Source organism: Pedobacter sp. MC2016-15, assembly GCF_026239695.1.
In the GTDB taxonomy this organism is placed as follows: Bacteria; Bacteroidota; Bacteroidia; order Sphingobacteriales; family Sphingobacteriaceae; genus Pedobacter.
This window is the reverse complement of the sequence record NZ_JAPIVS010000001.1, coordinates 1,050,897-1,067,224: the sequence shown is the minus strand read 5'-3', so window position 1 is coordinate 1,067,224 and position 16,328 is coordinate 1,050,897. Positions and strand designations below refer to the sequence as shown.

Sequence of the window (16,328 nt, the reverse complement as noted above, 5' to 3'; positions counted from 1 at the left end):
TGGAAGTTATTACTAATAGTAATAGCAAAATGTAAGCTTCCCTTGTTTTACTAATATTTTTGGTATTTCTTTGTGACATGAACGATTCAATAGCCATAGTATTACAGAAGGAATTATATAATGTTGAGTTTCCATTTAATAATTCAATACATTATAGAGTGATGAAGAATAGATTTATTTTAGGATGGATATTTGTCCAGCAAGTTAATCTGGAAAATGGACATAACATCTGGGGTGGTACCACTACAGAATTGAGAGAAATAGCTCAAAATCTGGGTTACGTGGTAGATCTTCACCGAGAGGATCAGAATTGATTATTCTTTTGAGCAAAATTACAATAAATTTGATCTTCCATCTCCCCAATCTGAGAAGGGGTCAAGCTTATTTTGCCGATTCTTTATTAGGAGGTAATAAGTTAAAAGATAGGTTTAAACGCAGCTACATAGAGCGCTTTGAAATGGCTACTCGTTTATAAAAAACAGCAGACTATGAAAAGGCCTCCATTATTCACAGACCCTTCATTAGCAAATAGGCATTGGAACTTCTTGATAAAGAGGTTCAGAATTAAAACACCTAGGGTTAAGCTATTTTGCGGATATAATAATCCTTCTCTAAGGATTGTAATCTATCAAGTTTCCTTAAAACAGACACTTTAGTCTCGCCAGATCTGCCAGGACTACACATCCAGCAGGAGCAAGGCTTTCCGGTATTTCTGAGAGCATTGCTATTCTTTAATCCATAATGATGCAATCTTCTTAGATATTTGAATTTGCCTTTTAATTTCCTTTCTTCTTTATTCATTGTGATAATTTTTAATGTACCGAAGTTAATAACGAACAACTGTTAATGTCTATGGTATTAACGCTATCTGAATATTAAATATATTATAAGGCCAATAATAATTAATATGGCGCCTACTTCCCACCATGAGAGTGTTAATTCAAATTCGAAAGTCTCCTCCTCACCGCGAATCAGAGCCTTGCAAAAGGCGACTAGTTGTTTGATCATAAATTGTATATTTGTTTTACCAATGAGAAAGTAATGGGTGAGGGTCAATTTTCATCTATTGGGAGATCATCTTCCTGCCAGTTTAATCTTAAATTTTATTTAGGCGCAAACTCTTTCTTTGTTATGGTGATTTTTAACATGATAAAGATACGAGATGTTTGGATATCTCCTTACGTTTCGTGTCTTTTATCCGATTATTCCTCAGGAGATTTTGTCAGTTAACAGTTAGATGTATATAGCTTACCTTAAATGATGTGATAGGGCTACATTGGATTCGAAAATTCACCTTCCTGTTGGTAAGCGGTACCATTTTTTATGATCGGTTTATCCATCTATTAAATATTAAGGTAGTAACAAGAACTTTAGAATTCATAGCCACCTGCCTGTTCCAATTTAAATCATTTATTTTTATCTAAACATTCCTCTGTACTCCAAATCTTTGCAAGTTTATGTGCTAAATTTATTAGTCAAAATTTTATTTGTATATTTAGTTTCTCAATTATTTAGCATACAGGTCTTTGTGAATCAGTCTAAGGATTCGGAAAAAATAACTCTTTTCCCAAAAGCAAATTAAGACTACTTTTGTCGCCAATAAGTTATAGATCACGTGAAAATTTAAAAAATTGAGGATAAATGGGCGACCACACATCCATTAATTCTCAACAGTATATATACAATCATCATATTTAGTGAGGTATGTAAATTCATTGAAAATCTGGTTTTAGTCTTCATAAACGGCTTTCGTATGATTACTTACTGAAATTTGAAAAATCTCTGAATGTGATTTGTCGCTTGTGTTAGTAATTATTAGTGTTGGGCAGTATGAGATACTGCTTAAATTAAGGATATTTAAATATGAAAGTTAGTTTTTCAGGTCATGAGACATTTGTTTGTAGGCAGTTTTGGTTAAAGAAAGGCTTTGAGCATCTGCTGGCTAAGAAATCATTCAATGATGAAGACGCTGTAGTGCACTTAGGGGTTGGTAAAAATATGACCACATCTATTAAGTTTTGGCTACGGGGATTCAATATAATATCTGAAGTGGACCTGGTATCCCCATTTGGAAATTACTTATTTGAAGGAAAAGATCCTTACTTAGAAGATACCGCTTCTTTATGGTTATTACACTATTCAATAATCAAGAATGAGCGTGTGTTTATATTCAATGTGTTTTTTAATCAATTTCTCAAGGAAAAGAAAGAATTCACAAAGGCACAACTTATTTCATTCTTGAAGCGTAAGACTGAAGAGAGTGGTATGAAGCATTTTAGCGATAAAACTTATGATTCTGATGCTAATGTGTTTTTACGAACTTATAATCGGGCAAATGACGGTAAAGCTGACATTGAAGAAGAAACTGCGAATTTGTTGGTTGAACTAAACCTAATTAGACCGTTCACGAGGGTGGCATTAGATGGAACTACTTCCCTGCAGTGGTTCCGAGTTACAAGGGAAAGTAGGGATGAATTACCATTGCCTACTTTGGCTTATTCTATTTTGGATAGATATGGATCTGAAAAGCAATCTATCTCATTTAAAGATTTGTTGGAAGGGCCAAACTCTCCAGGCAACATTTTTTGTATGACAGAGAGAGGGTTAGAAGACAAATTGGTGGAACTAAGTAATGTATGGCCTTCAGAGTTTAATTATAATGAAACTGCAGGAAATAGGGTCTTACAGATCAAAAAGGATTTAAATAAGTGGGAGATTTTAGATAAGTATTATGCGTAAACAATTTTCTCCTTCACAAAATATACTCATAAATAATTTTAATGTTGCTGAGTATACAATAACTTCGAATACCCAGGAGGTTTTTTCTGAGATTATAAACAATTATGCTTCTGGCATAAGATCAATTAATTTAATCGGAGCCTACGGTACTGGTAAATCAACATTCTTAAATGCATTAACGTATCATTTGAGTGAAGAAAAGTTATTTATCGAATCAAAGGAATGGAAAAAGTACAAAAGATTTGACATACTTAAGTTAGTTGGTAACTACGACTCAATAATCGACAATATTAAAGAATTGATCGGATCATCGAGCGTGAAGCCCATCGCCCTCATTAGGGAAATTGAGGCACTGATCAAAGCATCTAATTCGGAGGGTAGAGGTTTTATCTTAATGATAGATGAGTTTGGTAAATTTCTTGAATACGCATCTGTTAATGGTGCCGAAAAAGAATTGTATTTTCTGCAACAAATTGCAGAGCTGATAAACAATACAGAACATGATGCAGCATTTATTACCACGTTGCATCAGGATTTTTCTGCTTACGCAGTTGAATTAAATGCCACTCAGCGTAATGAGTGGAGCAAAGTAAAAGGTCGTTTCAAGGAATTGACTTTTAATGAACCCGTAGAGCAATTGTTATTGCTTGCGAGTAAAAGAATAAATGCTGACCCTTCTGATTTGAAAATTGATCAAGTTGCGAATTTGTTGGATGTCATTTCAAAAGCCAAAGCTTTTCCTTTGAAAGATTACTTTGATAAGGATATTGCTAAAAGTATCTATCCATTAGATCTTTTATCAGCCAGTGTCCTGGTTCAGGCACTTCAACAATATGGACAGAATGAGCGATCACTATTCACTTTTCTGAATACAGATGGGTTCTACGGGATACAAGAGTTTGATGAGTCCCGTCAAAATTTTTATGCTTTATCAAATGTTTATGATTACTTAAACTATAATCTTTACTCATTTTTATATTCGAAGGCCAACATCCATCATGCGAAATGGGCAGAGATTAGAAATGCCTTAGAAAGGGTAGAGGGTGAAGTCGATGAGAAAGAACATATTGTATATCAAACTCTAATCAAAACTATTGGTTTACTCAATATATTTAGTCATTCAGGCTCCATACTTGACTCGACTTTTCTTAGTGAATATATTGAAGCAACAGGTAAACTTTCTGGAGTTTCAGATGCCATTCATCGTTTACAGAAGCTGAACCTGCTTTCATATAACAGATATTCACATAGGTTTTTTTATTCAGAGACTACAATTGTAAATATTGATGATGCTATTCTCGAAGCAGGTTTAGAAGTCAGTAGGGCTAATAATATAGTTAGTTTTCTGAATGGATACCTGCCTTTGGCTCCAATTTCAGCCAAAAGATCTTATTATGAAAAAGGTACTCCTAGAGTATTTGAATACAAAATCACAGATGTACCATTTACCGCTTCAAGGCCGACAGGTCAGGTTGATGGCTATATTAATCTTATCTTTAGTGAACAGGTTAAAGAATCCGATCTGATAACAACTTCAAGAAATAGTGAACATGCAATTCTTTATGCACATTTTCTCAGAGTTGAAGATATAAAACATGCGATAGAGGAAATTGAGAAGGCGGAAATAGCGAAGGCGAAATATCGTTACGACAAAATAATTCAACGTGAACTTAGTTCCATAATTGATCTGCAAAAAAGCTTATTAAATCACTTTTTGTATGAAGGATTTTATGACCAGGATTCTGTTCATTGGTACTTTGCTGGGGAGAAGCTGACATTTAATAGTAGCAAAATGTTTAATAGCTTCTTATCGAAGATCGCTGACGAGGTATATTTTTCGACACCGGTTTTTATAAGTGAGCTTGCAAACAAAACTAAATTGTCAGGAGCTATTTCAAGCGCTCGAAAACTCTTGATAGATGCTGTTATTCAGAATGAGAATATTGAAGGTCTTGGCATTTTAGGCTTTCCCCCTCAAAAAAGTATATATCTATCCCTTCTGCTTCAAACCGGTATTCATCACAAAACAGATAATGGATGGTTATTGCAAGAAATTACAGAGCCATCATTAGATCTTAATAATTTTATTCCACTTTTTAAGGTATGTAATGACTTTGTCGAAAGTACAAAAGGTGCTAGGAGGGAAGTAGCGGCTCTATATGATCTCTTAGAGCAGCCACCATTTAAATTGAAAAGGGGTTTTTTAGATTTTTGGGTTCCAATTTATCTGATTATCAAGAGAGATGACTTCGCTATTTATGGTGTAAATGGTTTTATTCCGGATGTAGATTCAGAAGTTTTAGAATTACTTGTCAAAAATCCTAAACAGTACACCATTAAGGCTTATGATACCGACGGTATAAAAGTAAAGTTATTCAATCAATACCGTGACTTGTTAGCTTTGTCTGAAACCAAGCAAACCTCTAATGAGGCCTTTATAAAAACTATTATACCATTTTTTAGATTTTACAAGGATCTCAAACCTTACGTAAAGCAAACCAAAAAACTGAGTAAGAAAAGTCTAGCTGTTAGAAAGGCATTAACTGATGCAACTGATCCTGAAAAGCTGTTTTTTGAGGATTTACCAAGTGCTTTGAGCTATGATTTAGTACAACTAAATAAAACTCCAGAACTTTTACTAGAATTTAGTACAGAACTGCAGAACAGTATACGTGAGCTAAGGGGAGCTTATGATGAGTTATTAAACAAATTTGAAGAAGTAATAAACTCTTTATGGAATAAGACTTACACTTTTCTTGAATACAAAGAGAAGATAAGGCAACGTTATAAAGGAGCACTTAAACAGTATCTTTTACTTCCTTACCAAAAGACGTTCTTTGATCGTTTATGTTCTCCATTGGAGGATCGTAGTGCATGGCTTTCTTCCGTGGCACAATCTATTGTTGGAAAAACTTTAGATGTTATTACGGACGATCTGGTGGATCAACTTCAAGAGCGCTTCTTGGGGCTAATTCATGAGCTTGATAATTTGAATGACATTGCACTCCAGGAAGTGAACTTAGAGCAGGAGGAAGTGTTTAAGCTGGAAATAACTACTCCCGGGGCTAAAATGAATAATAAGCTTATCAGGCTTCCTAAAGAGCAGAATGCTAAGTTTAAGTATATAGAGGATGAATTGTCAACTTTTATTGAAAACGAAGATCACGTAACGAAAATCGCTATATTGTCTCGTCTACTGAAAAAAGAATTAGAAAAAGATGCAAAATAATGTAAGGCATGTTCTAGGCATATCTGGAGGTAAGGATAGTGCCGCTTTGGCTATATATATGAAAAGCTTATATCCACAGATGGATATAGAATTTTATACTTGCGATACAGGTAAGGAATTGGACGAGACATACCAGCTTATCAAAAATCTTGAGTCAAAACTTGGTGTTACAATTGAAAAGCTGTATGCTAAAACAGCTGACCACGATAATCCTTTCGATTTCTATCATAATTTGTATGGAGGCTACTTGCCATCCTCCAATGCGAGATGGTGTACTCAGAAGCTTAAAATTGAACCGTTTGAGAACTATATAGGTACTACTCCAGTAATATCATACGTGGGTATTAGGGGGGATGAAGATCGTGAGGGGTATATTTCTACTAAACCAAATGTACAATCTATCTTTCCATTTAGACAGAATATTTGGAGTGAAGAAGTTATAGGCAAGGTGTTGAAAAACGACAACCAAAATTCACTTCTTACATTATACAAGGAGTTTCTTTCCTCAAATCTCTATCAAAGAGCTGCTGATATAATTCTTACTCCCTTATCAATGAGGTATGGTCAAAATCAGAAATTGAAAGCTTTAATGGATTTAGGAGTCAAAGAATTTAATCATGTAGCTTTTCATTCGCTTAAAAGTAGTTCTCTACCGATTGCTTTGGTTGATGATTTCCCTTTGTTAGATAATGAGTCACTTCTTGTCCGAGATGACATTTTTCAAATTTTACGCGAAAGTGGTGTAGGGGTTCCTGCCTATTATGAGGAAATCCCATATGAAGTTAATGGACAGACTGGAAAATATAATCGTAGCCGTTCTGGTTGCTTTTTCTGTTTTTTTCAGCGCAAAATCGAATGGGTTTGGTTATATGAACAAAACCCGGCAAAATTCTTTTTAGCAGTAGAATATGAGAAAGATGGATATACGTGGATGCAAGATGAGCGTTTAGAGGAGTTAATTAATCCTCTACGTATAAAGCAGATTAAAGAAGAGTTTTTAATAAAACAACAAAATACAGCGGATAAATTTAGATCAAATAGATTAATTGATATTTTAGACGCTGAAGATGAAGGTTGTTTAGCCTGCTTTATCTAAATATGTTTGATGTGATTAGTCTTCTAAAGCAGCGATCTAAATCGTCTTTTGTTCTAGATAACAATTATGTTGTTTTTAATTTTGAATTTTTTGCCATTCATTTAAAATTTGAAAGTGATATTGACATAAAAAATTGGAATACTTTTGAAATGAACTATTTTAATACTATTCAAATAGTTGAAGTCAGAATATCGGACTCAGAATATTTAGGAGACAGGTTGGTGCAGGCATTAGAAAAAAATAATTTTAAGTCAATGTCTAATTTGCTGCTTCAATTGGTAAAAAGAATTACTGAAATAAATAAAATTGCGATCACTCATTATCATTTAGATACTAATTATGGTTATAGTAGTGGTGATGATGCTATTTGTCAGAGAGCACCGAATTTTATCTATTTAATCTATATATCTCTTAAAATCTTCTGTGACAAGTTGTTTGTTGAAAATCTTTTATCTATTAAGTTGGAACAAGAATTCGCCTATAACTTTTATTTGGACACATATTTCTCAGGAAGCGCATTGCATGATAGTAAACAACTTCAAATCCTAAATACAAATACGAAGGCTCGAAGATTAGGTTATTTTAAAATACTTGCAAATTTTTTGAGAGAAAAGGCTAGAATCCCTGTCACGAAAATTAATAGTAGCTTCGAAAAATATTGTATAAAATTTAATGATCAAATTCAAAATTATAAAAATGTTAAGGGTCTCGTTCAAGTCACAAGAACTGGTAACTCTGCAAAGCCATATATTCAAATAGCTAGCGATTTAAACTTTATAAAAAATGTCAGTGGAATGCAGAGCGCAGGCAAGCACTTTAAAGTTTACCAAATTTTGAGAGATGAAAATGAATTCAATATATTTTTTTTGAATACTCTTGATAAAATGTTCTTTACCGAATCATTTCTACGTACTGACTATTTTTATATAGTGTTAATCTTAGAAATGATTTATGTAGGTTTTGCTGACAACTATTTAGAATTAAGGAACAACTTTCAATCCTTCCTACAGGAACGAATTAATAATCTTATTCAAGCAATCAACCGCAGGAATAACCAAAAAGATTTAACTGATTTAAAAATCATAATGGAACGAGTGAAAATGTGGTCAAATGCGCCAGTATATTTAGAACACGTCCTAATGCCTAGACTAAATTGGTTATATGATCTTGATATTATTCTAATGGATCAACAGCAGCATTTAGAGCTCACAGAGGGAGGAGTTAAATATCTAAAAAATTTTAATTTCTGGAATGATATTAATAGCGGATATATTTATAATAGTAATGAATTCGTTCGAAAGTTCTTTGTACATACATTTGAAACTGCTAATCACTTAAAAGAACCCAAAATGGCGATCTATGATACAGTATATTTGAAACTCGAAAATTATGTTGAAGAGAGTTTTCATCACTTCAGAACGCTAGCACCCAATAGAGTTACGGCCTCACAGGCTATAAGTTACGCAAAGTATAAACTCTACATTAATGATAATATTTGTACAAGTGATTTATTCATAGAAAACTTCCTATTATCTAATCATAATAAGAGATTTGTTTATAAATACCAAAAACAATTTGGTGATGGTTACATTCAAAAAATTCAATGAGAATGAATATTGAGAGGTATAACTTAAATAATAATCCATTCCGGATGACTCCTGCTACAAATCCTGAAGAACTTTTCTGGGCAGGTTTTCCTGAAGTCAAATCTAAATTTGAGAGCAGAATCACTAGAAGTGTAAATCTGAACAATTCGAGTCTTATACTTAATTGGGGAGAATATGGAAGTGGAAAGACACATGCTGCTAGATATTTTAATAAAACGTCTGTTCTTCAGCCCATCGCCGATTCTGCCGGTAAAACTATTCCGTATTCAATGGTAATGCTTCTTCCTAAGGGTAGAGATCCCATTCATAATATATTTACCAATATAGTTGACAAAATAGATATTTCAGAAATACGGGATAATTTAAGAGCTAAAGGTGTGGAAATAGAATCTGTTATCGACAATTTTACTGATAATAATCATATTCGAAGTGTGTTGAAAGCGATGTTCAATCATGAACTTACGGACATTAGTTTATTGAAAAAATATTTGTATGGAAATGTTCCCGCTGCTGAATTGAAATCATTGAGTAAATGGAATATTTTGAGATCTTTGAATGCGGAAAGTGATTATACGAAAGTGCTGGCGGGACTGTTTACATGTTTGTCTTTTGAAAAGAAAATGTATTCAGCAGTGATATTATGGATTGATGAATTCGAAGATATAGCCACGTTGAATAGTTCAAGTATTGATAAGATCAATAATTTTCTTCGCGAAATAATTGATAACACATCAAATAATCTTCTTTTGTTTCTTAACCTAACGCAGTCTGCAATTTTTGGATTAGAAGATCTTGGCGAGTATGTGTCCGAGTCGGTAAGATCACGAATAAAGGATAGAATTAGTTTTGAAATTCCAACTAGAGACCAAATTTTGTCATATTTATCTGAATTAATTGCTTTTTATCGTAAGGAAAAGGACAAAGGTCCTTATTTTCCTTTTACAGTAGAGGTAATAAGTGCAGTATTAGATGATATTGGAAATGTTCCACTTCGTACTGTCAATGAAGCATTTTCATTACTAATTGAGATTGGTTTAATGGATGGAAAAGATGAAATATCTCTTGAATTATATGAGCAAAATAAAGGTGATATAATAGGATGGAAGCAGTAAATAGTAATATTTTTTGCGTTCTTGATGCCTGCTCAGTAATTAATCTGATCCATATTGATCAAGATGAGTTTTTATTAAAGAAGCTAAAACATCTTAATATATTTGTAAGTGATGTCGTTTTTAAAGAAATAAAGTTTAACATTTTTAATAAGCTTGATAAATTAAAGACAAAATATTCTGTTGATTTTGATATTCGTCAAGAGAGGAAAATCATTGATGTAAAGCTTTCACAGATAAGAGGTTACCAAGTTCTTAATGAGCAGATAGTAAAGGAGCTTGGCCACGATTTTTTTAATCATGTGAAAATTATAAGTGATTATAAAAAGGAAAATGGTGAATTTTACTCTGCATGTTTAGCATTATATTTGACTAGGTACCATCCCACTAAAATCTTTTTTCATACCGATGATTTTCCCGCGAAAAATGAATTTGATAAATTTTTTAATTATCAGCAAATCGGTCATATTGAAGATACTTCTGATCTACTGCTCCTTTTGTATAGATTGGATGAGAAATTTTCATTAAAACAATTGGAAATTGCATTGACAGATTTATTTTCAGAATACGTTTCAGAAGTGGTTGAGTTAGAAAAAAAACTTAAATATATTGAATCCGGTTTGACATTGAAATTTAAAGGCGATAAAATCTTTCAACAAAAATTTAGGGCGTTAATCCATAGTCTTGTTGTTCATAATTTCTTGGGCATTGGTGAGTTAAAGGATTTTTTTTGTAATAACAAAAAATATTCTCAGATAAGTGATATTTTAGATTTTTATCCTAAAGTTTTTGAGCTTGAAAGTTCTAAGACTGACTTGCTTAAAAAAATATCCGATTTAAAAAAAAATATTAAACATGTGTACAAACTCTAAAAATATTTCTTAAAACAAATTTTTATAGGTATTCTGTCAAATTATGAAAGTGTCAGATTGTAACAAATTTATCTAATCAATAGGACGTTCTGACTTCTTTGCTGGTTTTTCCGTTCTTCCGATTACCGCACAGGCGCTCTTCAGCAACCATAACTATCTATTTTAGCTTCCGGAGCCGAGTTCAGAAAGCTTTTTAGTAAAAGGGCAAAAGCTCCATCTTTATCATACCGAGATTTGCTCGAACGGACTTGCTCTAGGATTTTTTACTTCATTTGCTCATAATCGAGCTGCTCATCTTTTTTCATTTTACAAACTGTGTCTCTAAGTTAGTGATTAACTAGTTGACACAGTTTATTTGCCACCCACTTTACACGTATAACGAGTCTATAAAAGTTCCCAGAAAGCCAAATCTTTAATTTTAATTGGCGGACTACCTGCAAGATTTACCACACTGTAATGCTTATCTAGCTCTTTAATAGTATTGATTAAATCAGACCTAGTTTGCTTTGCTGGTAGCGTGAAAATAGAACCAACCTCCTTGTCGTTAATTTCGCTCACTCTATGTATTATCCATGTTAAAATATACTGTGAATATTCGTTGTCGGAGGTACTAAAGTGATTCAAAAATTGGGTAGAAAGAATTGTTCCAACGCCATATTCACGACCTTCTTTCAAAATTTTGCGTAGTGATTCAAAGTTCTTACTTAAAAAATTATCAGCCTCATCGACAAGTATCAGTTTATTGATTTGACGATAATTCCCATGAATGTGGCTATGCCCATGGATTTGCATCTGTGAATAAAATTGATCTAAAGTAATCGCAACGACAAGATTTTGTATCTCATTACTATAGCCGTTGAGATTAATGATTGTCACACCATCAATAAGGTCATATAAGGGGATAGTCTTGCTTGAATCAGGTTCGAATATCTCAAAATCATTAAGTTTGTCTAATGCAGCATAAAGACTATCCTTTTTGACCTTTTCGTTAGAGAGGTATAGGTCAAATACATCACTCATTGTTGGGGCGTATTTATTCCAGGTTGTTACGTCATCTTTATAAATTCCTGCGTTTTCATAAGCCTCACTTAAAATATCTTTCAATTCCAAAGTCTGTACGTGACCAAGATTGTACGCTTTAGCAAGAGTTTCTAAAAAGGTACTAGCAGTGTGAACTGGAAGTCTCTTCTTTGGCTTATCACCAATCGCTAAAGCTAGGGGATTATAAGGTAGTTTGTCTAGCTCGAAAATTTTTGCATTTGTGGCTTTTACAAAATCCTCCTTAATGTAATCTCCTTTGTAATCAAAAATAAGTATGCCAATTTTTTTACCGCCTACATTATTGGCAGTATTATTATAAAACTGCGTGATTACAGACTTAGTAAACTGTGTTTTACCAGTACCCATTGTTCCAATAATTCCAGTATTTGTATGAAGAACCTTATCAGATGAAGTTGGGAACCATTCTAAAGGATTTCCATTGTTTTCCCGGTGTCCGAAAAGAATTTTTAGGGGTTCTTTTTGAGGCTCTTCATATGATTCCAGATTTTCTTCGTGAGTTTGTGACACTTGAGTAACATTCTCAGGCTCAATACTTGAATTTGAGGCTTGATACAAACCTAAAGCATTCTGGTCATCATTTTCCACAGCATCGTTGTCTTCAAGATATTTACTAGCTAGGAGATCAGCTGCAGTAATACCCACAGCATATTCACCTGTGTATCTATTCTTCAGTTCTTCTACACTCTTGACAAGATCATTTAGACCATCGCTACTGTAAAGATTTATACTCATAAATCCTTCGTCTACTTTGATCGTCCTCTTGCTAAAGTTGACATTTTCTCTGAAAGACAGTACTGCAAAAGTTCCAATGTAATTTTCGAGTGACCCTAGGCTAAAATCATCATTTAATAGGCGACCACGATATTTCTCGATAGCATCCCATTTATGGCTATATTCTGGCCAAACTTCGTAAAGTGATAACTTTTGAGCCGCATTCAGAATTAATTTTGAAAAATAATTCCGATAAAGTTTACCATTGAATCCATCTTGGTTTAAGGTTGTATTCAATAAATTATAGGTTTCCATTCCCTGATGCTCAGCCTTTCGCAAAACAATAGCTTGATTCATACCTAATTTAACTTCTATTGGATAGAAATACAGTTGAAGGTTGTCATTGATTTCTTCAATCCCTACAGCAAGCAAATCATCACTTAGCATGCCAGATTTCTTCAAATTTTTGGCAGAAAATAAACCCTCATTTTGTTTAAGACCTGCGGATCCTGTAACGCGAAGAATTTCCTCAAGTGAGAGCATCACCCACGTTATTTTTGGATGATCCAATATCGCAAGTGTCTCTTTGACAGCAGACAAAATGCTGATTTTCTCTTTGTCCATTTTTTCTCTGTTGTTCTGAGAACCTAACTTCAATAGCCAATATCCATTTACCGCGTTAAACATATTAATTATTGGCTTTATATGGGCGCCGATGTTTTCAACTTTGTCTGATAAATAGTCTTTTAGTATAAATTCGTATTGATCCCATTTATTGGTAATGGTGATTGAATCATAACCACTTGAGTTCGTATAGTGGTCTGTATAATGTATTATTACAATATCAGCTTCGCTTTTGAAGAAACTTAAGTCAACCATCGGATTAATGAACGTTACCCATTGGGAACTATCATATACTTTTTGCAGCTTCTGCCTGGTCTGTAGATTTATCACCGAAGCAAAGGAGGAGAAAGGCTTAAATAATTTTGCAGTTCCGGAAACGTGAGCTATCGCATTTAGGTGATTACTAATACCAATTAATAGGTCATCATTTTTCTTTTCTAAAGATCCTATGCCATAACCTGTTCTGTAATTTCCATGATTGTAGATTGAGGGAAGATCACTAAATATCCCACCTAATGAAATTCCTGTCGAAACCTCTCTAGTATCATTGTCAGCCTTTTCAATCTCCTTCTCAGAGAATTGATGGAATGTTATATGGGCGTAATCAAATTGTGGAATGTCTTTTATGTCTCCCTCTTTAACATAAAATTGTACCTTTTGGTGATACAACTTTAAGAGATCCTCAGCAGCAATCAGCTTTTTTACGGAGTTTAAGTCGATATCGAATTCTTTTTTTATGCCTTCTACTTCTACAAATCTAGCAAACTGCTCAAATTTGGTGACGTAACTTCCTGAACCGTAAATATTTAAATGAATAGGATAGACCTCCTCAGGACTTTTAGAATTCGATATCAAATCTCTCACGGCTGTAATAAGATACATAAATACTCCTTGGAGAGCTTCCTTACAATCACCTAGATTAATTAAGTTGATTCTTATTGGTGCATCACTATCAATGTATAAGTAAGAGAAATGTTTGATAAATTCTGCAATTTTTCCCGACATCATTACCGGTACATTCCTTCGGTTAATAGACTGACCTTCGATTTCAGCATTAACATAATATAACCATTCTGGTGAGTGGGCCTGATCGACAGCGATAAAATAGTCACGTTCACTACTGCCATTATTTATAAAAGGAAGTAAGTTTAACGGTGTAAATTTTTGAATAATTTCATCCGTAAGGCCTTCTATCACCACGTTTTCTTTCATTTTGATCTGATAAGCGACCATTAATGGATGAAGTGGTGTAAACATTAGACGACCCATATTTGAATGACTTCTTATTGTTCCAAGATTCAGCAGTGATAAATGTTGCTTTGATAGTACCTCATTTGAATTTATTTCACTTAATAGTTCAAAAAATACTTGCACATAGTTTTTGTATAGATCTAATAATGTATCGTCCAAATAGGCTGTACTGGGTAGTACTCGGTATTTTCCACCTTTTGTGCTTCTGTAATACATAATGATTTGATCATATGAATCTTTGATTTTGAACGGTAATGATCCGTCGTCGCCCCCAAATATTCCATCTCCTTTTTCTTCTAAACAGGTAAAGCCAAGATCGATTAATTGCTCTTCTAATAATAAATCATCTTTATATAGACGATTTGGATAATAAAGATTGTTACCGTGCTCAAGTGAAATTATGTATCTCGTTGCATTCTTCGGATCTTCTCGTTTTGAGAATAAAATCGACTGTTTAGAATCGAATTTTCTTTTCCAAACTTCCCAGCCGCTCAACACTTTGGGCTTACTTGCATTTGTAACCACTAATGCAAAAATTGTTTTGTTGTTCCAGGCTAGCGTGAATGGGAATTTAGAATCGTCAGAATACTCTAATTCGTTAAGTTTTAAAGTTAATCTCGTTGATTCATCGAGGTCATATCTAGTATCAGGCGAGAATGTTATTGATGATGAATCTCTTGCAAAATCGTTAAACACTATCTCATCTTCAGCATAAAGTTCAAGCCCTATTTTTTTAGTGTTAGGCTTTACAACCTTGTAACTTGCCCTTATTCCGTCAAATATTTCTTGATTTAATGGAGCTATCAAGATTTTAAATATTGTCTCGTTCGTCTTTCCTTCTTTATTCTCTGAATATTCAAGTTCGGTTGAACTGAAAGCTGCAGGATCAATAATAGCCAGTTTTACTAGAATGGCATTATCAGAGTCAGAAAGCTCGGCGCTGATCAGTGAGAAATTAATCTTGATTGCGGTGAGATTATTAAAGAAGTTGAGATTTGGTTTTCGAGTAAAGTTAAGCTTGAAACTTATTTCCTCCTTGTAACCTGGATTGAATATAATTATGTTCCTGATTTGTGACTTAATAGTACTGCTACCTTCTTCCTTTTCCCAGATTACATCACCGTCAGATGTCTGTTCAGCGGTGCTAGGAATGTAATCATTAAACTTAATAAGTCCACGATTAGCTTCATATTTGAAAATTTCTTCTACAAATACATTTGGCCAGTTTTCAACATTCTTCAATTTGTTCTGGCCTGTTCTGTCAAAATTCTTTTCCAGATACTCTGGTAGAAATCCAAGTTGCTCTGCCTTGTTCATTTCAGAGAACCATTTGTTATTTTTAGCGACCCTATTGCTGATTTCAGTTGTTGGCAAATCCGTTGTAAGGATAGCGTTATCAGGAAACAATCCTAGAATATTGAAATCCTCCTTGCTAAGTTTCCCCTTTACTAGGATATTTATGTATTTTTTTAAGTCAAATAGACTTTTACTTTCAATTTGATAATCAGTCGTATCTATCTTTAGGATGTTCCTTATAAATGTTTTATGAGTTTTTGTGAAGTCATTATCTTGGTCCTCATCAAAAGTTTTAATAATATTATCTCTAATGCTGTCAATATGAAAAGGCATTGATTTATTAGAAAAGCTCACACCACCTTTAATTATACTCTCAAGTTGCGTATTGTGAATAAATAAAATAGCAGCTTTTTCCTCCTGTTCACTAGCCCCTTCAAAATTATTCCTCAATCCAGTTAGGAAATCGCCATTGGGGTGAGCAGCAACTATTAGCTTAACGTTATTGAAATTGATATAGTAAGTGTTATAATCGCTAAATGTATATACTCCAAGTTGAAGTTCAGGATATAGGATTTCAGCATTATCCTTCAGTGACTGATAAAGATCTTTTACATTCTCCCCCTTATCAAATTTGATTTGGTATTTTTCTCCAGGTATTAATCTTCCACTAATAAAATAATCAAGGATTATTCTGGACAGATAGGCGTAGATAGGCGTGTTATTTTCTTGCAT

The 16,328-nt window shown here is 33.6% G+C and carries 8 protein-coding genes; 7 read left to right on the top strand and 1 reads right to left on the bottom strand.

Going from position 1 to position 16,328, the window contains the following annotated elements; translation table 11 throughout:
* Positions 1-161 precede the first annotated feature (161 nt).
* The 7 genes from OQY15_RS04715 (at position 162) to OQY15_RS04685 (ending at position 10,652) form a co-directional block, all read left to right on the top strand.
* Positions 162-314, top strand: coding sequence for a hypothetical protein (locus OQY15_RS04715; protein ID WP_265788340.1), 153 nt, complete (start codon positions 162-164; stop codon positions 312-314).
* A 1,549-nt stretch (positions 315-1,863) separates the two neighbouring features.
* Positions 1,864-2,739 carry a DUF4007 family protein gene (locus OQY15_RS04710; RefSeq protein WP_265788338.1) on the top strand — a complete coding sequence of 292 codons (876 nt, stop codon included), beginning with the start codon at positions 1,864-1,866 and terminating at the stop codon, positions 2,737-2,739.
* Positions 2,732-5,968 carry a hypothetical protein gene (locus tag OQY15_RS04705; RefSeq protein WP_265788336.1) on the top strand — a complete coding sequence of 1,079 codons (3,237 nt, stop codon included), beginning with the start codon at positions 2,732-2,734 and terminating at the stop codon, positions 5,966-5,968. Before OQY15_RS04710 ends, OQY15_RS04705 begins: the two co-directional genes overlap by 8 nt.
* Entirely contained in the window at positions 5,958-7,064 is a 1,107-nt protein-coding gene (locus OQY15_RS04700; RefSeq protein WP_265788334.1) for a phosphoadenosine phosphosulfate reductase family protein, read from the top strand. The genes OQY15_RS04705 and OQY15_RS04700 overlap by 11 nt, the downstream gene beginning before the upstream one ends.
* A gap of 2 nt (positions 7,065-7,066) precedes the next feature.
* Positions 7,067-8,671: a hypothetical protein gene (locus tag OQY15_RS04695; protein WP_265788331.1), complete on the top strand. Its 1,605-nt coding sequence runs from the start codon at positions 7,067-7,069 to the stop codon at positions 8,669-8,671.
* Positions 8,672-8,673: 2 nt separating this feature from the next.
* Positions 8,674-9,783, top strand: a complete 1,110-nt coding sequence (locus OQY15_RS04690) for a hypothetical protein (protein ID WP_265788329.1) — start codon at positions 8,674-8,676, stop codon at positions 9,781-9,783.
* Entirely contained in the window at positions 9,771-10,652 is an 882-nt protein-coding gene (locus OQY15_RS04685) for a hypothetical protein (RefSeq protein ID WP_265788327.1), read from the top strand. Before OQY15_RS04690 ends, OQY15_RS04685 begins: the two co-directional genes overlap by 13 nt.
* A gap of 384 nt (positions 10,653-11,036) precedes the next feature.
* On the opposite strand, the gene OQY15_RS04680 is transcribed toward OQY15_RS04685, so the two are convergent.
* Positions 11,037-16,328 (bottom strand): DUF87 domain-containing protein, encoded by a 5,292-nt coding sequence (locus tag OQY15_RS04680; RefSeq protein ID WP_265788325.1) that lies wholly within the window; start codon positions 16,326-16,328, stop codon positions 11,037-11,039.